This is a genomic window from Mucilaginibacter sp. SMC90, assembly GCF_022811725.1.
Lineage (GTDB): Bacteria > Bacteroidota > Bacteroidia > Sphingobacteriales > Sphingobacteriaceae > Mucilaginibacter.
The window spans coordinates 7,726,617-7,751,622 of the sequence record NZ_CP094527.1 but is presented as its reverse complement, the minus strand read 5'-3'; the positions used below and the strand labels follow the sequence as shown (position 1 = coordinate 7,751,622).

Genomic DNA, 25,006 nt, shown 5'->3' with positions numbered 1-25,006 from the left:
TTGCTTTCGGTAATCAGTATCGCGGCCAGTTTATCAGGCATAGAAATGAATGGGGTATGGCTGCTTTGCAGGGTATAAACTTTATCTACCTTGCTGTTTTTTACCATATACTGTTGTGCAGGATAACTGATAGCATGGTCATTAACTGTATGGATATACACCTTTCTGATGCTGCCGAATTCTTTTCAGTAAGGTGAACAGGTGTGGCCAGTGGTGCCAGTGGTTCTGGTTTAATGTTGGCGGCTATATATTCCTGAACTTGCTGTGGTGCATCTGCAGCGAAGATATCGGCGGCGGCATCTTTTGCAATTATTGCTGCACCATGTTCTTTATCAATAGTAAGGGATTTACCGATATGCGAAGCCGGATCGCCTTTTGCAAGTCCTAAAAGACTATCGCCGTCATGCGGCAATGCAGCTGCAAGGAAGATCAGTTCTTTAACCTGTGCTGGAACCTCTTCAGCAACCTGGCTGATCACCAGTCCGGCAAAGCTATGTCCTACCAAAATTACATTAGTGCGGTTGCCGATGGCAGCTTTTACCTGGTCAACGTAAGTTTGAAAGGTTATACCGGCAAATGAGGTAGTATCTTTTCCGTGACCTGCAAGGTTAACGTTGATCACCTCTTCGCCCTGAGCTTTTAACAAAGGAGTTACTGCATCCCATGAAGATGCATCTGACCATGCGCCGTGAACAAGTACAATAGTTTTAGAATTTTTTCCGGTTGTTTTTTGGGCTTGAGCAGTAAAACCTAATATGCTCATTGCCATCATTATAATTGCTGTTTTCATGTTTGTTTAATGCCTAATTGTTTAGGACATGACAAACATCGGGCTATCCCGGGGCAATAAGTTTAACCCAGGTTAAAATCAAAAAAAACCTCTAAAAAAAAATTTTAGAGGTTTTAACAATCCAGCACCCGGCAGGTTAATGAGTTTTATTTTCCAACCATTCTTTTACGGATCCGGCTCAGTGACGGCCCCTGAATACCCAGATAGGAGGCAATATGATAAAGAGGTACCGAATTGAAAATATTCGGATGTTTTTCCATCATTTCCCGGTAACGGTCTTCGGGGGTTTTAAAAAGAAAACCTTCTGTATTGACCATAACCTCATGAAAAGCTGTTTCGGCTACTATCCTTCCAAAGCGTTCCCACTGATGTGATTGCGCGTAAAGTTCATTTAGGTGATCGATATGTATATATAATATAAGCGAATCAACCATCGCTTCTGTATAATAATCGCAGGCTGTTTGGGCTAAAAAGCTTTTATAGGATGCCACAAACTGGTGATCGGTAAAAAACAGCATATTCTTTTCTTCGCCGGTATCATTATTTACCCGGTAAATTCTAAATACACCGTTGATAACAAATCCGAGGTGCTTACAAACATTTTTGTATTCGTTGTAAAACTCACCTTTTTTATATTGTTTCAATTTCCAGTGAGGCAATGATAGGTCAAATGCTTCCGGTTTCATACCGGCAGATCCTAAGATCGTTCGTAATAGTTCTATTTCTGTTTTATCCTGTAACATGCTATAAAAATATCATTTTTAATAATATCACACACAATGACGTGCCGATAGCTGATATTACTCGTTAACTGTTACGTTGGTTGCTTCATATGATAATTTGTTTTGAGGCGTTCATGTTGTTTTTCGATTTTAACCTGGGTTAAACTTATCCGGAGCAGATAAGCGGATGTTTGTGGTGTCCTAAACAATTAGGCATCTCAAATCATGAAAAAAGTTATATTAATCTTACTTGCTGTAGCAACAGCTACTATAATGTTCTCATCTTGTTCAAAAAAGAACGATGAAGTTAAACCCGCCGCTAAAAATTATGTGCTGGTACATGGCGCCTGGCAGGCCCCTTACGTATGGGATGCTGTAAAAGCCAAACTTATTAATGAAGGCAACAATGTAACCGTTGTTGAACTTCCTGGCCATGGCAGCGACAATACCGTTCCTTCAACAATAACATTAAACACTTACAGAGATAAAGTTGTTGATGCTGTATCAAAGATAAATGGGAAAGTTATCCTGGTAGGGCATAGCTTAGGTGGTATGGTTATTTCTGCCGTTGCCGAGCAGGAGCCTTCTAAAATTGAAAAGCTGGTTTATCTGGCTGCTTACTTACCCACTTCAGGGCAATCATTATTTGCACTTGCAAGTACAGATCCGGGCTCAAGCCTTGGCGGTGAAGTTAACGGTCAAAAAATACTTACTGAAAACGATACTAACGGAACCCTGGATGTAGCACGTGATCAGATTGTAAACATCTTTATCCAGGACGGATCAACCCAAGTCCAAAATCTTGTTTTACAAAATTATCGCCCTGAGCCTGCAATTCCATTTATGAACCCGGTGACATTGACAGCTGCCAATTTCGGCTCAGTGGAGAAGGTTTATATCAAGACATTACAGGATCATGTGGTTTCTCCGGGCCTGCAAGACAGGATGATCGCGTCTGGCAATGTAAAAACGATATACAAATTAAACACCAGTCACTCTGCATTCCTGGCAAAGCCTGATTCAGTGGCAATACTGTTAACTAAAATAGGCCAATAATACAGCCGCAGATTTTTCGATATAAACAAAGCCGTTTCATAATTGATTATGAGGCGGCTTTTTATTTTGACAGGATTTTTAGTTGGCAGGGGGAGTTGGAAACAGGCTTGTCCTGCTTTTTGGGTTTTATTGTTATAATACAAGTCGCAATTAGCCCCTAACTTGTCGTTTTTGCACGCCTGCGCGCATTTGGCATTGCTGTACCTTTGAATAAACTAAATCAGAAAACACTTATGGCAACTCAAATTTTTGTAAACCTATCGGTTAAAGACCTCGACAAATCTGTAGCATTTTTTACCAAACTTGGTTATACTTTTAACCCGAAATTTACCGACGAGAAAGCAACCTGCATGATCATCAGCGATACTATTTACGTAATGCTGCTTACAGAAACCTTTTTCCAGACTTTTACTAAAAAAGAAATTGTAGATGCCCACAAAGCAGTGGAGTGTTCTATTGCCTTATCTGCCGATAGTAAAGATGCCGTTAACGAAATGGTGAACAAAGCAGAAGCAGCAGGCGCAACAATACCTAACCCGGCTACCGATTACGGCTTTATGTATCAGCACAGCTTTGACGATCTGGATGGCCATCATTGGGAATTTATTTGGATGGACCCCAATAGTATACCTGAACACCAGGCATAATAACTCATTACTTTAAAAGGCAGTACAAGCCCCGATTGGCGCTGAAGAAAAAAATATTAAAACAATTACCATGAGAAAACTAAAATTAGCGATGCAAATGACCATTGATGGTTTTGCAGCCGGCCCCAACGGCGAAAATGACTGGGTGTTTTTACCGGGCAAGCAGGATCCGGCCGCTTTTCAGTTCGGCATTGACCTGGCCAGTGGCTGCGATACCCTGTTGCTGGGCCGCAAAACAGCTCCCGAGTTTGTAGCTCATTGGGAAAATGTGTTCGATAACCAACCCGACAGCCCTTGGAACCCTTTTGCAAAACTTATGGTTAACCACCGTAAAATCGCTTTCAGCCGTACTGAAACCGCAATTCCAGGCCGTAATCTCGAAGTGGAAAACGGCGATTTGGCTACGGTAGTACAGGCACTGAAGAGCCAGCCAGGCAAGGACCTGCTGGTTTACGGCGGCGTGAGCTTTGTAAGGTCGCTTGTGGGCCTTAATCTTATTGATGAATATTATATTATAGTCAACCCTGTAGCAATTGGTAATGGCCTTTCCATTTTCAAGGATAGAAAAGTGCTGACATTAGAAAGCTCGGTTGCTTATACAAACGGAAAGGTACTCAATAAGTATCTGCCTGCATAAGCGTTAGCGCACGATGATAATATTGGAGCAGCCAAATCGGACAAGCCTGAAAAACCAGGTTTTGTCCGATTTGTCTTTTGCAGGAGCTATAAACTTACAGCTGCCTGGTTTTTGACCATCGCCGTTGATGAAAGTTTAGCTAACGAAAAAGCACCAATTGCCATAGCAATATCCCTTACAGCCACATCCAGATAATTACCGCTTGCCAATAAGCTTAGCGCAATTAATACCAGCCATGCACTCACAAGGAAGGCCCCTTTTTGAAGGTTCAGGAAAACCAATATCCCCGCTATGATCTCTATCACTCCAACAATCATCATGAACACATGATCGCTGAAGGGCAGCATGCTTTTCAGCGTAGGGTTTAAGTAGTGTGCCCAGTCGGTTAGCAGGTTGGTGAATTTATCGGCACCGGCCGCAATGGGTATCAGGCCATAAGTGAATTTTAGGATGTTTTGAACATTTTTTGCTTGAGGTTCCATTTTGTTTTGATTTTATCCCCATTAGAGAATTGCTTTAATTAAATGGTTACAAAATTTAATTAGCTGCAATTTGTAACCCTTTAATTTTTGGATACTCTATTAACTATAAATTTGTTTATGGACCTACCGGGCAACAGCATGACCAGGACTTTGAGTGATGAGGATATTGTACTAAAAATAGTAAATGGCGAAAAAAGTTTATATGAAAACCTGATGCGCAGGTTTAATGAACGCCTTTACAGGATCAGCATCTCGATCATCAATGATGACAAGGAAGCCGAGGATATCATGCAAACTACTTATCTGAACGCTTACCGGCAGTTATCCAGTTTTAAGCATCAGTCAAGCTTTAGTACATGGCTCATCCGGATATTGATCAACGAGAGTTTATTGCACAAAAAGAGAAAGTTGAAATTAGAAAAAACACTGATGGACAATAACTACAACGATCATCATTCTGAAACGCCGCTGGATAATTTGATGAATAAAGAATTGAAAGCCATTTTAGAAAAGGCCGTATTAGGGCTGCCTGAAAAATACAGAATTGTATTTGTTATGCGGGAGGTACAGGGAATGTCGACCAATGAAACTATGGAGGCTTTGGAATTGGGCGAATCTAACGTTAAAATAAGATTGAACCGCGCCAAAGAGATGCTGCGTACAGAGTTGAATAGCTACTGGCGGTCCGGGCAGGTTCTCGAATTTAATTTAGTGCGTTGTGATGTTATTGTCAATTATGTGATGAGCAGGATCTATGGTATCGAATAGCGCCAGATAAAACACTGCCTTAATTAAAAAGGTGCCGGCTGATTTTTTTTGAAGCGAACCACGGTTTTGTTGATGTACGGAAATAAGGCGATAACAACGAGGGTGAATATCAGCATCCAGATCACCAGCTCATAATAATCCATGGCCGACCGGATTTGTGCATGAATATTAAACTGTTTATTCACCAGCCGGTTAGCAAAGCCTGCCGATTGCCTTTTGGCTACGCCATGGCTTATAAGGCTTTTACTTTGTTTAATAATAGCCTGTTTAAATAAAGGATTGGCTGCGGTGGCGTTTCCTTTTAAAGCATCAAGGTGGGCCTCTTTATTTAGTAAGTCAAAATAATTAATGAGCGCTATACTGGCGTAAAACCCAAAGCAGCGTACAAAAAGGCAGATGCCGGCTGATGTATCCACCATGGTTTGCGGCACTGCCGAAACCATAAAAATAATGGTTGGCGAAATAAGCAGCCCAACCCCCAACCCGTGTAAAAACAATGGGATATAATAAGTGGATGGATTGCCTGCAACACTAAAAAGGAAATACATCCAGCAATGAAATGCAAGTAAACTCAGGAAGCCGTAAATCCATATTAACCTGATTGGCCGGTGCTGGAGTAAAAAGGAACAGGATATGATAACGCCAATAACTATTCCGGCTATGTTAAACAGGTTGATATATGAAACGTGCGCCGGATCAAACCCAAATACCCCCGAAAAAAAAGCCGAAGAGAAGTTGAGCGTAAACCGGCACAAATAAAGTACAAAAAGCACGGCCCCACCTAATATGAAATTACGGTAATTAAAAACCTGCAATTTAAAATAGGGCCGTTTTAATGCTGTTTGTCTTAAAACAAACATGAGCAAAGAGACGGCTAAAAAGATGGATGCAAAAAATATTCCCCTATCGCCCAGCCAGTATCTTTCCTGCCCGTAAACCAGCACATAACCCAGCGAGCATAAAAAGCAGCCATACCAGATAAAGCTTGCCCAATCCAACAGATAAAGCGGGAATTTGATATTCAGCCGCGCGTTGTTCATTATAATACTCAGCAGTGCCAGGCCCGGCAGGTATGAAAACATGGCGCCTTTGTATATCACATTAAAATCGAAGCTATCTATCAGGTCGGCAGTAACGAAATTATTAAATGGGATCATACACACCAGCATTCCGAAATAAACGGAATAACTGATTGCCCGCCCGCGTTCGCTGGTAAGGCGATTGAAGATGATAGACATACCGAGGTTAGCGGTGCTTGTTAACCCCATACCCTGAATAAAGCGGAGCACCAGCAGTACCGGCAAACTATGTGTTTGATAACAAGCAAACGATGTGACGATTTGCAGAATAGTGAAGATGAAAAAATATTCTTTGGCAGCTAAATATTTAAAAAAGCGCTTTTCTAACGAAAAAAAGCTGGTATAGCCGGCATAGTAAATCAGAACCGAATACTGCACGTCGGCAGGCTCAATACCGTAGTAGCCCGCAGCTGCGTTTACGTTAGATAACGGCAGAAAAAATAACACAAGGCTGGGCAGAAGCACAATGAATATGGTTATCCTGATGAGCCACTGCGGCACCCATTCTTTGAATAATGGGATGAGGGTTTTCATTGCCTGGCTTTTTTAATAACTACATTCACATTCATACCCGCCAGCAAGCGGGCCGTATTTATCCTGGCGTCTGTAAGTTTAATGCGGACCGGTACACGCTGTACAATCTTAACATAGTTACCTGTAGCATTATCAGGAGGCGATATAGAAAAACTGGAACCAGTGGCCGGGGAAAGGGAAATGATCTGCCCTTTGAATTTTACCCCCGGAAAGGCATCTGCCTCTATCTCTGCCGGTTCTCCTATGTACATATTGGCTATCTGCGTTTCCTTATAATTGGCTATAACCCATTTGTCTGATTCATTGTTAACAATATATGCCAATACCTGCCCGGCATCAATCATTTGTCCTTTCTCAATGGTACGCCTGCCTATCCTGCAATTGTAGGGGGCTGTTATTACAGTATAGGTTACATCCAGTTTGCTCCGCTCGGTTAAGGCGCGTAACCGTTTGATCTCGGCCAGGATAACTTCCTGTTGTGTTTTAACATCTTCAACTTTAGAAAGTGATGCGCTGTAGTTATGCTTTGCAGCCTCATAATCTGAAAGTGCTACGTCAAGATTAGCCCTGGCGTTTTCCAGCTGCTGCCGCGTGGCAGACTCGGCCTCGTAAAGTGCTGTGCACCGTTCAAAATCCTGCTGCTGCTTCAGTAGTTTAGCTTTAGCCGCGGCAATTGGCGCTTCGCTCACCAGGGCCACCTGCCCTAAAGTGTGTTTATTGCTTTGCAGTACCTTCAGTTGTGCTTCGGCATTAAGTAAAGCTGAGCTTGTTTGTTCCTGCTGGATCTTATACTCGCGATTATCGATCACCAATAATGTATCACCTTTTTTTATCAGTTGGTTTTCTTCAAAGTTTACTGTTACAATAAATCCGCCGGCACGTGAAATAACCGGATTTATATACTCCTGTACCTGGGCATCATTGGTTTCTTCGTAGTGATAAAGGTTCCAGATTGTAATTACGCCCCAAACCAATAGTGCGGCGGCAACTATACCGGCTGCGGTAGCAGTAACTTTGGTAATATGCTGGTCGGTAACGGTATATTTGTTCTTCTTAGCTGTCATAAGTTGCCTAATACATTTTGTAATTGATAATACTGTAGCTGTGCTGCCGCCTGCGCACTGGCCAAATCAAATTTGGTTTGTAGTAATTGTACGTCGGCATCCAAAAGATCGGTGATCAGCGAGGCTTGGTTGAAATAGGTATTTTGAACTATCCGGTAATTTTCTGCCGCCTGGCCTACGTTGCTCCTGGCTACATCTACTTTAGTGAGCATTTCCTTAAACCGCAGGTAAGCCTCATTTAGCCGCTGCCGCACCTTATCATCCACATCCGAACGAAGGACCTGCTGCTTCTGCACTTCGATGGCTGCTGCTTTTTGTTTATGTGCATTTAGATAATAAGAAGACAGGGGAAATGAAACTTTAACCCCTGTAATACCTAATGAATAGATATTGGCCGAATACGGATATAAAAATGTTTCGGGATAAGCGTATTGGAAGTTAGCGTACAATCCAACTTTTAAAGAAGTATTGGCCTTCACGTTTTTAAGGCGGATTTCGCTCAGTTTGTTTTCTTCAACAGCAATGCGGCTATCGTAAGTATGGTCAAGTGCAGCTAAGTAATTGGCGTATGGTTTAATAGCTAAGCTATCCGGCTGCAGCTCATCTGCTGGAACAATAACCTGTTCATCGGGCTCTCCAATAAGAATATTTAATTTTTGATTGGTTATGGCGATATCATTATTGATCTGTATCAATGACAAACGCTGGTGCGAGAGTTTGAGATCGGCACGGAGCAAATCACTTTTCAGAATAACTCCATGCTGTAGCAAAACCTTAATTTTCATCAATTGCTTTTCCTGGTCGGCAATGTCTTTAACCATAAGCGTTTGAAAAATATAGCTCTTTTTAAGATCAAGGTAATAAGCAGCGGCCAGTAGCCTGACATCAGCTGCGGTAGCCTGCTGGTGGTACACCGCAAGCTCGCGTACTATTTTTCCTTCGGCGATTTTAAGATTGGTTTTATTGCCGTTATAAATATTCAGATAACCGTCTACACCTATTTTATACCGCGTGTGAATGATGTTGTGCAAGGTGGGATCATTAAAAATGCCGCGGTCATAAATGGGGAGGTTTGATGCATCTTCAAAATAACCCGAGGCCATCAGTTCGGGCAGGCGTTCGGCCTTTGAGTCGCTGATGTTCTCCGTCAGTTCATCTACCTGCAGCTTTTTTGCGCGGTTTACTTTATTAAAGCTATCAGCTTTTTGCCATATTTCGGATAAGGGTAATTGTAAAGCAGGTTGGGTTTGGCCATTCTGTTGCTGGCCGTAAGTTAAACCGGCGTTTAATACTAAGTATATAATAAATAAGGGTTTACCGCAGCTGTTCATTTGAGTGGTGCAAAAGTATAGCTACATTACCCGATGATGTTTTCCTAAATTAGCCATATATTTGATGATTCGGGCCAAAATTGTTCATTGCTGCTTTTTTGATTGTATATTTTGCAATGTTTTCTGATAACCATTATCGAAATGGTTTAAATAATCCTGTATTGTTATGAGTTTAATAGCCTCCCTTCCCGAAATTGACAAACGGCCGCAATCGGCCTATGTGCTTCATGAAAAGTTTGAAAGATATATTCCCGCACATAAACACACCAAGGGACAGCTATCATATGTTGAAGGGGGTATTGCGTACATTCATATCAGGAACAAGATATTTGTAATTCCGGCCAGGCATTATTTCTGGATCCCGCAGGGGCTTGAGCACATTCTTAAAGTGAGCCATTCGGCAACTGTGCTGCGATCGGTATTTTTTTATGCCTACGATGATAATAACGATCCCTTTTACAGCCAGGTTGGTATTTATCCCATCAACGATTTGCTGCTGCAGATGATCAAGTATACCGAGCCATGGTCGGGGCCTATCGGGCCGGATGATAAGCGTTATCAGTTTTTGTCTACCATCAAAAATCTTTTGCCTGAAATCAGCACCCGCGTGCTGCCCATGGCACTGCCTTCTACCGATCACGAGCGCATGCGTTTAATTATGGATTTTATTGATCATAAAATTGGTGAAACACATACGATGCAAAGCATAGGCAACCGTTTTGGATTAAGTAACCGGTCATTGTCGCGGTTATTTCAGGCTACGCTGGGAGTTTCGTTTTTGCAATATTTAAAAATGCTGCGGATGGTAAAGGCTTTTGAACTGATCCTGCAAACCGATAAATCAATGAGCGAAATAGCTTTAGAAATAGGCTACCACAGCTTGTCTTCTTTCAGCAATACTTTTTATCAGTTTACTAATCTTCGCCCATCAAGTTTTACCGCTTACAAATAATGGAGAATAGTAAAATACCGTTAACGCTCAATTATCTTGGCGAAAATCACAGGATTCAAATTATACAGGGGCAATATCACAGTTTGATGTCGCTCATTGCGGATCACCTGGCAATCCCCGGGTTTGGGTTATGTTGCGGAATGGGCAGTTGCGGCACTTGTGTAGTGCAAATAGTCTCGCCGTATTCACAGGTTAAAAGAAATGTGCTGGCTTGCGGTGTACAGGTAAACGATGAATTAGCCAATATGATAATTTTAATACCCGATAAGGTTTATTGATTTGGTAGCTTCCGATTTTAAACCTGTTAGCCTCTGACTTTTGCTTGCTGATATTTCTTCATCAGTGTCACCGGATCAATCACTCACAACGATATTTTTATTTCCCTACATCGTTCACGGCTAATCCGCTTAATAATTTGACAAGCCGTTGTAAAAAATCAATTACAAAAAGTGCTATCTTTAATTTTACCCCAAAACCTGGATGAACACAATTTTAAAAAATCGGATTACGTCTATCGATTTTCTCCGCGGCGCTATCATGATCATAATGGCTCTTGACCATGTGAGAGATTATTTATGCTCCGGCTCATTTTTTTATGATCCGCTTGATCTTACAAAAACAAGTGCCGTGTTATTTTTCACCCGGTGGATCACCCATTTTTGCGCCCCGATATTTATGCTGCTTGCCGGTACATCAGCCAGCCTTATCGGACAAAAGAAAACTAAAAAAGAGTTATCCATATTCCTGGTAAAGCGGGGCCTGTGGCTCATTTTTCTTGAAATGTTTGTGGTTAACTTTGGTTGGAACTTCAACATTACGTTTCCAATGTTTTTCTTTATTACCATTTGGGCCCTCGGCTTAAGTATGATCATATTGGCTATATTAATTCATTTGCCTAAAAAATTGATCCTGGGCATTAGTGTTGTGATCATACTGGGGCATAACCTTTTAGATAATGTTCATGTACCGGGAAGCTCTTTGCCGGCTTTTGGCTGGTCGCTACTGCATGATCAGCAGTTTTTTATGTGGCATAAGGAAGTTTTATTGGTAGGTTATCCTATTGTTCCGTTAATGGCTGTTATGTCTTTAGGTTACTGTTTGGGCGGATGGTATACCGCCGGTTACGATGTAAGTAAGAGGCAAAAAAACTTATTGATAGCCGGTCTTAGCTGCATCGTGGTGTTTATCGTACTGCGTTATACCAACATCTACGGAGATCCGGTAAAATGGAGCGAACAGAAAAACGCATTATTTACCTTCCTGTCATTTATTAAAGTAAATAAATATCCTCCGTCGCTTTTGTATCTGTTGTTAACAATAGGTGGCGCTTTTCTGTTCCTTTCGTTTACCGAAAAGGCCAAAGGGAGTATTGTAAACGTGGTTTCAGTGTATGGCAGGGTGCCAATGTTTTATTACCTGATCCACATCTATATCATACACCTGATAGCAATAACCGCTTCGTTTTTTACCCCCGGACAGGATTGGAAACTATGGTTCCTGACAAAACCTATCTGGTTTACTTCCGATTTGAAAGGCTACGGATTTTCACTGCCCGTTGCCTACCTTATTTGGATGGCCATAGTGGCCGGCCTTTATCCTTTATGCAAACGTTATGACGCTTACAAGCAGGCTAACAAAGCAAAATGGTGGTTGAGTTATTTATAAAATCAGGAACAATGGAAGTTATAAGAGTAGTCCCCGGGGTGCCAGAGAAGCACATCCGTTTAACCAGAATACCGGGCAAGGCTGGTGTCCTGTTATCATTTATATTGATTTTTATGTTGTCAGTTTCTGCAGCCGGAAACGCTGCCGCACAGGAAAAGAAACAGGTGGTACGTATAGCCAAACTTCTGATTGATTCGGCCCAGTTAGAAAATTACATGACAGCACTTAAAGAGCACGCGGAAACCGCCGTACGTGTTGAGCCGGGAGTTTTAACGTTGTATGCAGTGGCCGACAAGAACGCACCTGCCAAAATAACGGTTTTTGAAATATATGCTGATGAAACCGCATACAAGGCGCATTTACAAACAGCGCATTTTAAAAAATACAAGAACACCACAAAAGATATGGTTAAATCGCTCGAACTTGTGGAAACTGTTCCGATAGTTCTTGCTGCAAAACCTCGCCTTTAGCGGCGGATATAAAATATCGAAGGTGTTGAATGGTCAATTTTCATGACCCTTTTTCCAGCAGGGATGATATCATCATTTCTAACGAGTGCTCTTTTTTTTCATCGATCATGAAGTTGCGGAACATGATTTTTCCGTTTTGATCAATCAAAAAGTTTTCAGGCTCGCCAGTAACGCCGTAGGCTTTTGACGCAAAATCCTGGTTGCCACGCAAAGGAATGAATGAAAACCTGGTATTCGCCATAAAGGGTAGTACGTAAGCATCCTGGTCAGGCACTACATTGATGCCTATATACTCCACGTTTTTGCCTTTAAATTTGTCTATAACTTTTTGAAAATGCGGAAACTCTCCCCGGCATGGCCCGCAGCCCGGAAACCAAAACGTAAGTAAAACCACCTTCCCTTTAAGATCTTTTAAACCAAGTTTTCCTTCGCTGCTGTAAAGGCCCAGCTCAAACGGGTATGCAGCAACGGCAGCACTGTTCCGGATATTTTGGATATCCTGTTTTACCTCATCGCTGGTTTTGCCCAATTTTTTTCCATACTGTTTGGCTACAGCCATTGTACTTTCAGTAGGCATTTTTGCAAGTTTTTTAACCAGGATATCATAAGCCACTTTAATATCTCCTGCTTTTTGCTGCAGGGCAGCCTGCTCCTGCGAGTAAAAATCGCTGATATCAGGATACCCAGGCAGTTTTACCTGTGCAAATAATGCAGCCGCGCCTTTATAGTCCTGGTTTGCGGCCAGTGCGCGTTCGGCAATGATGTTTTCTGTAATGAGCCTTAAGGGTTTCCAGTATTGATTGTCTCCAACTTCATTAGCTAATGCAAGGGCCTTTTCCGGATTAGTGGTTATATAGATACCCCATAAGCTTTCCATTCCTGATTTTGACCATTCAGATTTTTTTGGCGGATATAGTGAATGCAGCTGCTCAAAATACCTGATCTTATCAGCTGTGTCAATTGCTCTTTCCGCAAGCCAGTATAATCCTTGTGCGCCGCGTTCATTACCCGGAAATCGCTTTACAACATCCAATACTTTCTGTTTATATAGATCCGGGTCAATTTTTTCAAGTGTTGCAGCGTAATAATAGGCATACCCGGCATCGGTGGTATCGGCAAGGCTTGCCTTTTTCATATATGCTGATGTCAGGGAGTCTTGGCCCCATCTGTCGGCATCGATAGAAAGCATAGACCACGCCCTGGCCATAGTGGGTGCTATTTCTGTGACCTTAAGTAAATATTTTTTTGCCTGCGGCAGTTCACGGCTGTAAAAAGCTTCGCCTATGGCAAAGGGGATATTTGCCTTTTGCGGATATTGTTTCATCCACTTATCATATTGAATTATGAGCGCCGGATTATTAATGCCAGCTTTTCTGATATATGCATTATGGGCTTCAAGGTTATCTGGCGCTGCCTCAACAGCATCCTGAAGCTTCTTTACCTCCACGGCTTTTACGCGGGCTGCAGAATCCGCGCCTGTAAGGCCCGCTTTTTGCGCGCGGGCGGGCTTGCTTGTACCTAAAATAACTAAGAGGATAACGCAAGGCAGATATTTGAGAATGCTTTTCATGATACAGGTTGGGTTTAAATTAGGGCAATGTAATTATTACCCGCAATACAACGGCAGCAACAAACAATTTATTTTACCTGTTTGCTGCAAAGTAAACGTGTTCAACTGCGTTGGGTTTTGACTTGCCGATAATTTAAAGCATATTTATAGCCACGGTATTGCGCCCTGTTTATGGTGCGCGTTGCTAAACCTGAATTAACCAATTTATCATATTTGTTTTTTTTCTGCTAATGAGCAAAAACACTACATTCCTTGAAACAAAAGGGCATTATCAAATTCTTGACGGATTACGCGGTGTCGCATCGCTTTTTGTAGTTGCATTCCACATTTTTGAAACCTATTCCGGAGATCGTTTTCATCAAATCATTAATCATGGCTATCTGGCGGTCGATTTCTTTTTTCTGCTGTCGGGTTTTGTAGTGGCATATGCCTATGATGACCGCTGGGGTAAAATGACCCAATGGGATTTTTATAAGCGCCGCCTTGTTCGCCTGCAGCCAATGGTTATCATAGGTTCGGTGATAGGTGCTTTGTTTTTTTATACCCAGGGGTGTAGCATGTTTGCGCCAATTAACGAAACGCCTGTTTGGAAAATGCTGGCAGTGATGTTGGTTGGCTGTACGCTGATACCAATACTCCCCTCCATGGATATCCGCGGCTGGCAGGAAATGCACCCGTTGAACGGACCGGCCTGGTCTTTGTTTTTTGAATACATTGCTAACATTCTTTACGCGCTGGTGATCCGCAGGTTCTCAAAAACGCTGCTTGCCATATTTGTATTTTTATCAGCCTGCTTATTGATTCACTACACGGTAATGGGCCCGCAGGGGGATGTAATTGGCGGATGGTCGGTAGATGCAACACAGCTCAATATAGGTTTTACCCGGCTACTGTATCCATTTTTTGCAGGTATGTTACTTTGCCGTATGGGTAAGCTTATCCATATCAAATGGGCCTTTACCGTGTGCAGCCTGCTGATCATTGCTGTTTTGTGTGTACCAAGGATAGGCGGCCCCGAACACTTATGGATGAACGGTGTGTATGAATCATTTTGTATCATCATCATTTTCCCCCTCATAGTTGCCATTGGTGCTGGGGGAACGTTGAAAAGCAAAACCTCGGCAAAGATCTGCAAGTTTATAGGCGATCTTTCCTACCCGCTTTATATCACACATTATCCCTTAATATACTTTCACATAGCGTGGGTATCAAATAACAAAGTACCGATGGCGCAAGGCCTGCTTGGCGGATTGGGGATTTTTGTAGTAAGTATTGCCATAGCCTATGCTTGCCTTAAGTTGTATGACGAGCCGGTTAGGGAGTGGTTAAAGAAGCGATTTTTGTTAAAAAAGGCATAATTTAATTCAGCAATCAGGCGAAAGCTATATCCCTCTTTTGCGGCGCAGCCGAAGCAAGGGGTATAGCGAAACGCCGGCCGGTTAAGTTAATTTTGCCACTGATATTTATATATATTAAATAACATTAATCACATACCTGAAAATAAAACTTGAAAATATAATTTATAAATCTCATCTTTAGGTTATTATAAACCCTTGAAAAAGACCATTGCTTTAATATTGCTGAATATTTACCTGCTTAATATAGGCGGGCAATTAGTGCTGCACCAGTATTTGGTTTACAAGTCCGATCGGTTTTTTAATGAGCAGATCCAGAAAGGGCTTTATAATGTAACGGACCTAACTGAGGTGACCATCCCTGTAAATTTACCCGCTATTCATGATTGGAGTACTTTTGAGAATATATCCGGGCATATTACATTCGGAAACGCCACCTACAACTACGTAAAAATGCGGATTACAAAGAATGCCCTTCACCTCATGTGCATTCCTAACTACGAAACTACCCGCTTTTCCGATAGCAATGTGCTTGATGCAAAGGGAATAAAAGATATTCCTGTTCCTCAAAAGGAACATGTGCCATTTGGCAAAATGGTTTTGCAGGATAATGTAAACCTTTCATTTGTACAATTTGAATTTTACTGCCCGGTAATGCCATTGCCCGAAATCGGTTCGCAACCTGTGCAATCGTTAATAAACAATCATCAGGAAATTCCTGAACAACCACCCAAAGCAACCTGCTGATTTTCTTTATTTAACCCGTTTACAGGCCGGCCATTGGTTTAATGCCCCTGTAGGGTTCTGTTATCTCCAAAATTTTATACAATAATTTATTCCGTAGCAATTCTACCGCGGGTAATATGCTTTGGCATTTGCCTGCGTAAATGAACATTTTATGATCAAGAAAAAAATTACCGCCGCCTTAATGCTGCTGTGCGGTTTCACCATAATAGCATCGTGCCAAAGCTCATCTAATGAGGATATGGTACAGGTGCTGAAGCTGATAAATAAAAAAAATAATATCATTTCCAACCCATTTAATCCGGAAATGAAATTGGCCTATTGCGATTCGCTGCTTAAGATCAGTCGGCTTTCTAAAAGCCCGGAGGTTTTGTTTTCAAAAGCATCGCTGTTATTAAGGGCAGGCCAGGAGCAGCAATCGGTTAATATCTATAAAAACCTAATGGATAATATCGATTATATGTCGAGCGATGATTTACTGTCAGATCAGGCTATTGCGTATATGCGTTTAGGTGAGCGAAGCAATTGTATGCTTAACCATACCGGCTCATCATGTATATTCCCTATTAAAGATGATGGGGTTCATAAAATCCAGACGGGGTCAAGAAAAGCGATTGATGTTTACAAAGCATTGCTGAAGCTTCATCCCAATGATTATGAGTCGCGCTGGCTGATCAATATAGCTTATATGACCCTGGGCGAATATCCTCAAAAAGTACCTAAAAATGTATTGATACCAAACCTGAATGTTGATCCGGATACCGCAAACCAGGTTAAGCCTTTTGTTGATGTTGCGGCCAGCCTGGGCCTTAACATCAATGGCCGTGCAGGTGGGGTGATCATTGATGATTTTAACAATGACGGCTATCTTGATATCATGACATCGGGCTGGGACCTGAGTGACCCCATGCATTACTTTCAAAATAACCAGGACGGTACATTTAGTGACCGTACCGAGGCAGCAGGACTGACAGGGATTACCGGAGGCCTTAATATTCAGCAAACAGATTATAATAATGATGGTAAACTGGATATTTTTGTTTTGCGCGGGGGCTGGCTTACACGTGGATTTGGCAATCAGCCAAGTTCTTTATTGCGCAACAATGGCGATGGTACCTTCACCGATGTAACTACCATAAGCGGTTTATTTATGCTTCACCCAACACAAACAGCAACCTGGGCCGATTTTAATAATGATGGCTGGCTTGATGTATTTGTAGGTAACGAAAACTCCGACTCGATGAACTATCCCGACGAGTCAACCTGCCAGTTGTACATGAATAATCGCAACGGTACGTTCACCAATATAACCAATGCTGCCCATTGTGGTATCAAAGCCTTTGTAAAAGGGGTAACATCTGCCGATTATGATCACGACGGTTTTATCGACGTTTTTGTTTCAACAATGGATGGTCATAAGTATCTGCTCAAAAACAAAGGTAAAACCGAAGCCGGGGTTGATTTTGAAGATGTTACCGCACAATCGGGCCTTGATCAAATTAAACAACGCACCTTTACTACCTGGTTTTACGACTATAATAATGATGGCTGGCCCGATTTGATGGTTGCCAACTATCAATTTGATAACGCATTAGGCTATTACAGCGCCGCTGCCGGTTTAGGTAAGCCTGTTGCGGAAGCCGGTAATATCTACCTGTATAAAAATAATCATAACGGTACGTTTACCAATGTAACTAAAGAGGCCGGACTGGACAAGGTGGTTTACAGCATGGGGGCCAATTTTGGCGATATTGACAATGACGGTTATCCTGATATGTACTTTGGTACGGGCAATCCTGATTTTAAATCGCTGGTGCCTAACAAATTTTTTAGAAATATAGGCGGTAAAAGGTTTGCCGATATTACATCATCATCGCGGATGGGTAACCTGCAAAAGGGCCATGGTGTAGCATTTGCCGACTTGAGGAACGTAGGGCAGCAGGATATTTTTGCTGAAATGGGCGGCGCATATATAGGCGACTCGTACACCAGCTCATTATACATGAATCCCGGATTAAGCAAAAACAATTGGGTTAGCCTGAAATTGAATGGCACAAAAGCTAATAATGCTGCCATTGGGAGCCGTATCAAACTTACTTTTATGGAAAATGGCGTTAAGCGTTCTGTTTATAAAGATGTTAACTCTGGCGGCAGTTTTGGCGCATCGCCTTTGCAGCAGGAGATGGGCGTTGGCCAGGCTAAGATAATTGATGAAATTGAGATAAAATGGGCTGGCAGCGGTGCCGTGCAATACTTTAAAAATGTTGCTCCCAACCAGTTCCTGAATATAACCGAAGGTAGTGCGCAATGCAAAACTACCCAGTTAACTAAATTAATTTTCAGGAGCAAAAGCATGCCTGTTTGCATGCCTATGCAAATGGCAGCTAAAACAAATTAAGTTAAGTTTTTGTAGTAGAAAATAGTAACTCTCATTTCGTACCAAATAGTTACATTTATAACAATTAAAATTTAATCTTAAACCATGAGAAAGTTATTATTACTATGCTGCATGTTCATTGGATTGGCTGCAGTAAGCAATGCGCAAACCAAGCCCGGTGAAAAGCCTGTTGAAAAATCAAAAGAACTGCAAAAACAATTGAAGCTTACCGATAAGCAAACCGAAAAAATTGCAGTGATATATCAGGAATCATCTGATAAATTTGAGAAGATCAAGGCTGCCGACAAGGGAGATAATACTAAGATGATGGTTGATATTAAACCGTTGAGGGCAACTACCATTTCAAAGATCAAGGCTGTTTTAACTAAAGAACAAACTGTAAAATACGATAAGTTGTTAAAAGGCTCAAAAGCAGCCGGCGGCAGCGGCTGGGGCGATGGCTGGAGCGCCACCAACGGCCAATAAGCTGTATCGTTTATAAAAAAACAAAGGCTGCTTTTTTCGAAAAGCAGCCTTTGTTTTTTATAAGCAAGAGTGTTGTTTACTTCAGCAATTGCAGTGCTTTTTCTTTGGCGGCATCAACACCGTTTAATAGGTCTTTAATGGTTGGCTTTACGGTTATATCCGGACTAATGCCAATGCCAACAAATTCTTTACCATCGGGATAGGTATCATGCTTGCCGCAAACCCGAGCCCGCCCGCCTCCCGGCAAATTAAAAGGAACCGGCTGGCCTGTACTCCCACCCGTAGGCATGCCTATCAACTTGCCGCGTTTCATATAATCAAACGCAACAGTAAAATCTTCGGCGGCCGAAAATGTACGGGGGCCTATTAATACAATCACGGGTTTATCGTAAAATATCTTTTTGTTAGGGCTCCATTCGCCGAAACCCATGTCGGTATTTACAGGTTCAGCACCGGGTCTTGATGCCAGGGTTATAAATTTTGCGGCCGAGGTTTTGAATGATTTGTCGGTTAATCTGTTAATGATATCAAAGCCTATTCCGCTGCTGCCACCACCATTATACCTGATATCGATGATCAGCCCCTTGGTTTTGGCTATTTCTGCTGTATAAAGCGAATCAAATTGTTTGGAAATGCTATTATCTTCAAAATTATTAATGGTAAGGTAGCCAATGTTATTTATGGTTTTATATTCCAGCGTTTTAAGCCCTTTTACATCATGATAACCTGAGCGGGCTATGGTTTTACTGACAATCTTACCTTTGGCGGTTTTAAAATCTATGTTGATGGGTTTATCTTTTGCGCCGGTTAACAAAGCGTAGCTAAACTCACGGATCTCAAGGTCCTGTGGGGTTGAACTGCTTTGATAAGGTTTTATATTTTTTTCTGCGTAATCTATCACCGGTTCGCCATCTATCTTTAATAATTCTAAGCCGGGTTGTATGCCTGTTTTAAAAAGACTATCACTAAAAACCTGGGTTACAAATACCCGGCCTTCAATTAATTGAGTGCGGAACGGCGGACGGGAATAAAACTGACCCGCTAAAGCATCCGGAAAATAAACATTAGTATGCCCATCCTTTAGTTGAGCGTAAAAGCTGATCAACACCTTGTAGTAATCGGCCGTGGTTTTAGTTGCAGTAACTTTTGGCAGGTAATCAAGATAGGTTTGGTTCCAGTCGATACCGGCATGATCAAAATTGACAAAATTATATTTAGCCTGCGACCATAGCAGGGATAAGCCGGCTACCTTTTCCGCATCGGTGAGATTGTCTTTGTATGATGTTTTAAAAGCCTCGTTTTGCCATAGCGACTTTTGCCTTTTCATCTTATCCATAATAGCCAGATACCTTGGTTCCTGAGCAAGGGAGGTTAACAAAGGAAAGTTGCCCATATTATCGACCGGGTAGCTCGATCCGCTAAGGGCAAATCTGTTTTCAATGGCCATTATTGCTGAATCTTTTTTACCGGCTACAGTATATGACTGGGCCATATCAAGGTAAACGTCATAAGCACGGGCTTTTAAGTAGAAATTGCCGTTAGCCAGTTCTTTTATCGGCAGGCTGTCCAGAAATACAAGCGTGTGCTTTAAAATACGGATGCTTCGGTCAAGTTCGGCGGGAGTAGGATCTTTTTTCTCCCACAGGTCATTAGCGTCAGAGCGGTCTTGCTGAGCCTTATCGTACGCTTGTGAGGATGATAAATGTTGTTGGGCTACAGCTTTAAAGGTGAAAACAGAAGTCAATACGGCAACCAGCAGTAATTTGTGAATTTTCATAGTTGTTTGGTTTAGGAGGTGGATATAGTTGTTGTTAGCTTACATTAATTGAAAGAGTTTTTAAGGTTGATGTATTTACGCAGATCTTTTGAATTGAGGCCTTTTTGCTTCATGGAGTTCACATACTCCGGGGTAACATCCGACGTTTTGAGCAGGATAAGATCTTTTACTGGTATGTTCTTAAATCCGAGGTCATTAAATCCTTTGATAAATCCGGGTGTTATGTTTTCATGTTTCATGCTGATGACATCGGCCAGTTCAATGTCCTTATAACCGAGGCTTTCAAAGCTCCTGATATAATCAAGGGTAACCCCGCGTGTTTTAATAAGCACAAGATCCGATGCCTTAATATCCCTGTAGCCCATGCTTTGGTAGCTTTTAATAAGTTCGGGGCTGATATTGTAGTATTTGAAGCTTGATAAATATTCTGCCGGGATGTCATTGAAGCCGATGGCCCGGTATTGCTTTATAAAATCTACCGTAACGTTTTGGCCCCGTAGGCCTATCATGTTAGCGAATGAAAGGTTGCTATACCCCATAGTTTTAAGGCTATCTATATACTGAAGCGTTATGTTGAATGCCTTAAAGGAATGAAGTTGTGAACCTGTAAGGTTATACCCGGCATTTATTAAACCGCGAATATACGCGCTGTCAACCTTGGCGTGCCTTGCTGATAAAAGCTCATCGGCAGGGGGGAGCAGGCTGGTTGTATCACCAGACAATCTGCCGATTTTTCGAGCGCTTACTATGCTCCGGATATAATCGGGTGTAATTTTTTGTAATTTAAAGCTTGTTAATTGCTCCAGGGTTAGGTTTCGGTATCCGGCATTACGCATTTCGTATATAAATGCGCTGTCCAGTTTATTTATTTTAACCCGGGTGAGTTCACTTAGCGTAATATCCTTGTATTGCGCCCGCCAAAACCTCATATCATTTTCATCGCCTCCAAAATATCGTAGTCCGGTTAAGTCATTAACTTTCGTGGTTGTGTAGCCATACTTTTGAAGCTTTTCAAGATAATCTTTCTCTACGTTGGTTAACAACAGGTCAAGGAGTTCATGGATCTCTATTTGTTCGATGCCCTCTTTCTGTAACAGGTCTACATAAGCTTTATTGGGCTTGAGCTTAAAGCGGCCAAGGCCCTCATCTCCATCAAATTTACCGTTGAACAAAATGGTGCCTGCATCGCGGGTTAGCGTAAAATCACCTTTTTGTTTTCGGGGCATGGACGAAAGATCTTTCATGGGAACATTAAATGAATTATAGTTCCAGTTGTGGCCTTTGGTGGTCACTTTGAAATCCATATTCATATTTTCGCCATCGCGGGCTGCAAACCAATAGCCTTCTACTTCGGCATCAAAGGTTTTATATGCTGATGCGTTATTGGCAGCAACAGGTTTAATCAATGATGCTACACCGGCTATAGGTTGTGCACTATTGGCTGGTTGGTTAAGTACACAGATGAACAGGCAAAACAAAGGGAGCAAGGTAAAATACTTCCATAAAATGTGCAGGTTTGATCTTTTGGCGTTCATCATGGAAATGCGTTTTTTCAAAAGCGATTGATTGTAATTGGTAGCTATCCGCAGGGAAAATTCCGGCACTGATACTTTAAGCAAACTAAGCTGATAAGCCTCCCTGTCGGTATCTGCGTTGTTTAAAACAGCGGTGTCCGTCAAAAATTCCAGGTTGTTTTCAATTTCCTTACGGTACAGCCATGCAAAAGGGTTAAACCATTGAAATATGATACACAGTTCGGCCAGCATGATATCCAGGCTGTGCAGCTGTTTTGCATGTACTTTTTCGTGCAGCAGGATCTGGCTGTAGGTATCCCAATCGTAAGCGGCCGGGTTGATGAATATGTAATTGAAAAATGAGCACGGCACCTTATTGCCGCCGAGTTCCACAATGCGATAGCGCCCATCAATAATAGATGGTTTTGTAAATGCCTGGTAAAGTGTGCTGCCAATTTGCACTAAAAGGTTTAAGGCAAATATGATAACTCCTGCCCAGTAAAGTATTAACAGCCATTTTATAACCTGTGCTGCCGATATTGGAGATGAGGGTTTGGGTTTAACGGGAACGGTTTGCTGGGTTTTGTTAGGTTGCTCCGGGGTTAAAATTGTTTTTGGCGTGGGAGTTTCTATTAGCTTGACATCAAATGTTGGTTCCAGTTGCGATTGCTGTGGAACAACCGGCTGGCTAACCGGCTTTTCGGCTATTTGTACCGACCATTTAGCAGGAACCGGCACCAGCGGAACCAGGAAGCAAAACCCTAAACAGCATAGCAGCGTGTACCGGTTTAAACGGTAAAAGGTTTCGCGTTGCAGCAGCAGTTTGTAAAACAATAAACAAACCGCCAGTAGCATGGCTACATACAGCAAATAAGGTATCATTTTTTGGCAGATTTAATAATGCTTATAATGTCATTCAGCTCAGCTTCGGTTATCTTTTCTTCTTTAGCAAAAAAAGCCAGCATACGCGGGTATGAGTTGTCAAAGTATTGGCTAACGATATCCTTCATAGCGTGCTTTTGATATTCCTCTTTTGATATAGCTGGATAATACTGGTAAATATTACCAATGGTTTCATGGGCAAGAAACCCTTTTTCTTCAAGAATTTTCACCATGGTTGCCACCGAGTTGTAGTGGGGTCTGGGTTCAGGAAGTTCCTGTATAATTTCTTTAATAACGGCTTTCTCCAGGGTCCATACGGCCTGCATGATCTGCTCTTCGCGTTTGGCTAACTTTTGCATTGGGTAAGTAGTATAAACAAACTTAATACTAATAAATTAGTATTGCAACTAATTTATTAGTATTTGTACTAATTTGTTAGGAGGACTGGGAGGGGGGAAACCTTTATCAACTACAATAGAAGTTGATTAATATATATTTAGCAAGATTTATGTAGGCAAAAAAAGCCTGTAATTGCAGATGAAAATGAACGTGAATAAAAAAGATATTAAACGGATAACACCGATCAATCTAAAAAATGCAAAATAAACGGCTCTCTAAATGTTTTAAAATGCCTCATTCAAACCCAAAAAGAAGCCTTTTGAGCCATACCTGCCAAAGGCGTAGTCCAAACAAAGGTTTGTTCGTGTAGCTTTATTAAACAATACACGTAAGCCACCACCATAGCCAGGCTGCCACACCTGAAATATTTTAGTGCCTGATTCATCATTGGTAGTTTGCAGGTTGGCAAATGCCACCCCGCTTATAAATTTGTTCCGCAGGATTGGGAAACGGTATTCCACTTCCGAATAGTTGTATTGCGTGCCTTTAAAATACTGAACAACATAACCGCGACCACTCCTGAAGCCGGGATCTTTACCGGTACCCGCCAGTTCAAGGTAAGGGATATTACCGCTTATGAGGTATGAGCCCCAGTTCCAAAAGGCTACAACATGCTCGGGATTGGTTTCTGACAGGCTAAAATATTTCCTGAAATCGGTAGTGAACTGCACCGCATTTCTGGAACTGCCCATCCAGCTTTGGTTAACGCGGAACCCCGCATCCACATAAATGCCCCTGTAGGCGCGGTTTTGATTATCGCGTGTGGTGTATTGCAGGTTAAAAAGCAGGCCGTTTGCAGCGTAATGATCACGGGCAAATCCGTGGCGGTCGCTGTAAATGTTATAGGGCGTAAGATCGCTTGTTGATTTGGTATCCTCAATTTTTCGCCTGATATCAAAAGAAGCGCCTGCACCCAGGAATAGCCCCTTATCAATTTCCTTATATACCTTTTCCCGGATGTTGTAATATTGCGAATGCAGGGCCCTGCCTTTACGTTCGGGATTGGCAAGCACCTGGTCGGCTTCGCTGCCGCTTGATGCCTGGCCAATACCCAAACCATAATCGGGCGATACCGTTTTGGCTGCAACCAAATTGCCCTGAAAATTCCATTTATTGCCCGGTGTGTATATGTTATGGTTAATATAAAAGTAAATGATGCCCTTGGTGGTAATGGACGCCGATGTAGCTGCTACCGATAACAGGGTATTCGGATCGGTCCCTAACTTTTTACCAGCTACTGCTTTGATCCCGATCTGTGAACCAATTGTTGGATTTGAAGCAATATTAGGTATAACTGTAATACCCGATGATTTTTTATCAGGAGGGGCTGCCGGCCGGCCGGGGTGCAGTATGTTGCGTACCAGATCGCCAAAGTCATATTGTTTATATAGCGTATCTGTAGGTTTGGCAAGCTGTACTTCCTTTTCTTTAATGCGCAGCGAATCGGCCTTTACCGAATCGGCCGGTACCTGTACCTGGGCAAAAACAGGTGTCGCCGTGCCTGCAAATAATATGAATAAAACTGTCTTTAAAAGCAGAATAGAATTTTTATGTGGTGGTTTGTGATACACGCTAACGGATATAAATATTTAAAATTCAATTTATTAACTATTAATTGTAATGGGTATTAGCTCATTTCTAAACCGCGAAATAGGCATAATGTTTGAAACTTAAATTTCTGTAAGAATTTAGGCAACGGTGTTGG

Annotated in this window: 23 protein-coding genes; 12 read left to right on the top strand and 11 right to left on the bottom strand. The window is 42.0% G+C overall.

The features are described 5' to 3' along the window. Positions 1 to 100: 100 nt before the first annotated feature. Together MTO98_RS32390 and MTO98_RS32385 are read right to left on the bottom strand one after the other, a co-directional pair. On the bottom strand, positions 101 to 790 hold the full coding sequence (locus tag MTO98_RS32390) for an alpha/beta fold hydrolase (RefSeq protein ID WP_243483665.1): 690 nt from the start codon (positions 788 to 790) through the stop codon (positions 101 to 103). A 146-nt stretch (positions 791 to 936) separates the two neighbouring features. Next, positions 937 to 1,533, bottom strand: coding sequence for a Crp/Fnr family transcriptional regulator (locus MTO98_RS32385; RefSeq protein ID WP_243483663.1), 597 nt, complete (start codon positions 1,531 to 1,533; stop codon positions 937 to 939). 204 nt (positions 1,534 to 1,737) lie between these two features. On the opposite strand from MTO98_RS32385, the gene MTO98_RS32380 reads away from it, so the two are divergent. From MTO98_RS32380 to MTO98_RS32370, 3 genes are all read left to right on the top strand, one after another. Further along, a complete protein-coding gene (locus MTO98_RS32380) occupies positions 1,738 to 2,568 on the top strand; it encodes an alpha/beta fold hydrolase (RefSeq protein ID WP_243483661.1) in 831 nt (276 codons plus the stop codon). 233 nt (positions 2,569 to 2,801) lie between these two features. Continuing rightward, the gene (locus tag MTO98_RS32375; protein WP_243483660.1) at positions 2,802 to 3,215 is read left to right on the top strand and encodes a VOC family protein; all 414 of its coding nucleotides are present in this window, start codon (positions 2,802 to 2,804) and stop codon (positions 3,213 to 3,215) included. A gap of 70 nt (positions 3,216 to 3,285) precedes the next feature. Next, the gene (locus MTO98_RS32370; protein WP_243483657.1) at positions 3,286 to 3,852 is read left to right on the top strand and encodes a dihydrofolate reductase family protein; all 567 of its coding nucleotides are present in this window, start codon (positions 3,286 to 3,288) and stop codon (positions 3,850 to 3,852) included. An 86-nt stretch (positions 3,853 to 3,938) separates the two neighbouring features. Here the strand turns inward: MTO98_RS32370 and MTO98_RS32365 are convergent, their stop codons facing one another. After that, positions 3,939 to 4,334, bottom strand: coding sequence for a hypothetical protein (locus MTO98_RS32365; protein ID WP_243483655.1), 396 nt, complete (start codon positions 4,332 to 4,334; stop codon positions 3,939 to 3,941). A gap of 87 nt (positions 4,335 to 4,421) precedes the next feature. Between MTO98_RS32365 and MTO98_RS32360 the strand changes: the two genes are divergently transcribed. Further along, complete coding sequence (locus MTO98_RS32360) at positions 4,422 to 5,102, top strand: sigma-70 family RNA polymerase sigma factor (RefSeq protein ID WP_243483653.1); 681 nt, start codon at positions 4,422 to 4,424, stop codon at positions 5,100 to 5,102. Positions 5,103 to 5,125: 23 nt separating this feature from the next. Here the strand turns inward: MTO98_RS32360 and MTO98_RS32355 are convergent, their stop codons facing one another. The 3 genes from MTO98_RS32355 to MTO98_RS32345 are packed head-to-tail and all read right to left on the bottom strand — an operon-like array spanning position 5,126 to position 9,110. Next, positions 5,126 to 6,715 (bottom strand): transporter, encoded by a 1,590-nt coding sequence (locus MTO98_RS32355; RefSeq protein WP_243483652.1) that lies wholly within the window; start codon positions 6,713 to 6,715, stop codon positions 5,126 to 5,128. Continuing rightward, positions 6,712 to 7,779, bottom strand: coding sequence for an HlyD family secretion protein (locus MTO98_RS32350; protein ID WP_243483650.1), 1,068 nt, complete (start codon positions 7,777 to 7,779; stop codon positions 6,712 to 6,714). Before MTO98_RS32350 ends, MTO98_RS32355 begins: the two co-directional genes overlap by 4 nt. Continuing rightward, on the bottom strand, positions 7,776 to 9,110 hold the full coding sequence (locus MTO98_RS32345; protein WP_243483648.1) for a TolC family protein: 1,335 nt from the start codon (positions 9,108 to 9,110) through the stop codon (positions 7,776 to 7,778). The genes MTO98_RS32350 and MTO98_RS32345 overlap by 4 nt, the downstream gene beginning before the upstream one ends. 166 nt (positions 9,111 to 9,276) lie before the next feature. Between MTO98_RS32345 and MTO98_RS32340 the strand changes: the two genes are divergently transcribed. From MTO98_RS32340 to MTO98_RS32330, 4 genes are all read left to right on the top strand, one after another. Then, positions 9,277 to 10,062, top strand: coding sequence for an AraC family transcriptional regulator (locus tag MTO98_RS32340; protein ID WP_243483646.1), 786 nt, complete (start codon positions 9,277 to 9,279; stop codon positions 10,060 to 10,062). Further along, a complete protein-coding gene (locus MTO98_RS34530) occupies positions 10,062 to 10,340 on the top strand; it encodes a 2Fe-2S iron-sulfur cluster-binding protein (protein ID WP_371825394.1) in 279 nt (92 codons plus the stop codon). The genes MTO98_RS32340 and MTO98_RS34530 overlap by 1 nt, the downstream gene beginning before the upstream one ends. 202 nt (positions 10,341 to 10,542) lie before the next feature. After that, complete coding sequence (locus MTO98_RS32335; protein ID WP_243483644.1) at positions 10,543 to 11,727, top strand: DUF1624 domain-containing protein; 1,185 nt, start codon at positions 10,543 to 10,545, stop codon at positions 11,725 to 11,727. A gap of 11 nt (positions 11,728 to 11,738) precedes the next feature. Then, on the top strand, positions 11,739 to 12,197 hold the full coding sequence (locus tag MTO98_RS32330; RefSeq protein ID WP_243483642.1) for a putative quinol monooxygenase: 459 nt from the start codon (positions 11,739 to 11,741) through the stop codon (positions 12,195 to 12,197). 40 nt (positions 12,198 to 12,237) lie between these two features. Here MTO98_RS32330 and MTO98_RS32325 read toward each other — a convergent pair whose 3' ends face one another. Beyond that, entirely contained in the window at positions 12,238 to 13,767 is a 1,530-nt protein-coding gene (locus MTO98_RS32325; protein WP_243483640.1) for a TlpA disulfide reductase family protein, read from the bottom strand. Between the two features lie 230 nt (positions 13,768 to 13,997). Here MTO98_RS32325 and MTO98_RS32320 point away from each other — a divergent pair, with 230 nt between their 5' ends. The 4 genes from MTO98_RS32320 (at position 13,998) to MTO98_RS32305 (ending at position 18,729) form a co-directional block, all read left to right on the top strand. Continuing rightward, entirely contained in the window at positions 13,998 to 15,125 is a 1,128-nt protein-coding gene (locus MTO98_RS32320) for an acyltransferase (RefSeq protein ID WP_243483638.1), read from the top strand. A 195-nt stretch (positions 15,126 to 15,320) separates the two neighbouring features. After that, positions 15,321 to 15,869, top strand: a complete 549-nt coding sequence (locus MTO98_RS32315; protein WP_243483636.1) for a hypothetical protein — start codon at positions 15,321 to 15,323, stop codon at positions 15,867 to 15,869. A gap of 151 nt (positions 15,870 to 16,020) precedes the next feature. After that, positions 16,021 to 18,264: a CRTAC1 family protein gene (locus MTO98_RS32310; RefSeq protein WP_243483633.1), complete on the top strand. Its 2,244-nt coding sequence runs from the start codon at positions 16,021 to 16,023 to the stop codon at positions 18,262 to 18,264. A gap of 84 nt (positions 18,265 to 18,348) precedes the next feature. Continuing rightward, the gene (locus MTO98_RS32305; protein ID WP_243483631.1) at positions 18,349 to 18,729 is read left to right on the top strand and encodes a hypothetical protein; all 381 of its coding nucleotides are present in this window, start codon (positions 18,349 to 18,351) and stop codon (positions 18,727 to 18,729) included. A gap of 76 nt (positions 18,730 to 18,805) precedes the next feature. Here MTO98_RS32305 and MTO98_RS32300 read toward each other — a convergent pair whose 3' ends face one another. From MTO98_RS32300 to MTO98_RS32285, 4 genes are all read right to left on the bottom strand, one after another. Next, positions 18,806 to 20,506 carry a S41 family peptidase gene (locus tag MTO98_RS32300; protein WP_243483630.1) on the bottom strand — a complete coding sequence of 567 codons (1,701 nt, stop codon included), beginning with the start codon at positions 20,504 to 20,506 and terminating at the stop codon, positions 18,806 to 18,808. Between the two features lie 44 nt (positions 20,507 to 20,550). Then, a complete protein-coding gene (locus tag MTO98_RS32295) occupies positions 20,551 to 22,902 on the bottom strand; it encodes a M56 family metallopeptidase (protein WP_243483628.1) in 2,352 nt (783 codons plus the stop codon). Further along, positions 22,899 to 23,261: a BlaI/MecI/CopY family transcriptional regulator gene (locus MTO98_RS32290; RefSeq protein WP_243483626.1), complete on the bottom strand. Its 363-nt coding sequence runs from the start codon at positions 23,259 to 23,261 to the stop codon at positions 22,899 to 22,901. The genes MTO98_RS32295 and MTO98_RS32290 overlap by 4 nt, the downstream gene beginning before the upstream one ends. 264 nt (positions 23,262 to 23,525) lie before the next feature. Then, the gene (locus MTO98_RS32285; RefSeq protein ID WP_243483624.1) at positions 23,526 to 24,872 is read right to left on the bottom strand and encodes a BamA/TamA family outer membrane protein; all 1,347 of its coding nucleotides are present in this window, start codon (positions 24,870 to 24,872) and stop codon (positions 23,526 to 23,528) included. Positions 24,873 to 25,006: the final 134 nt, after the last annotated feature.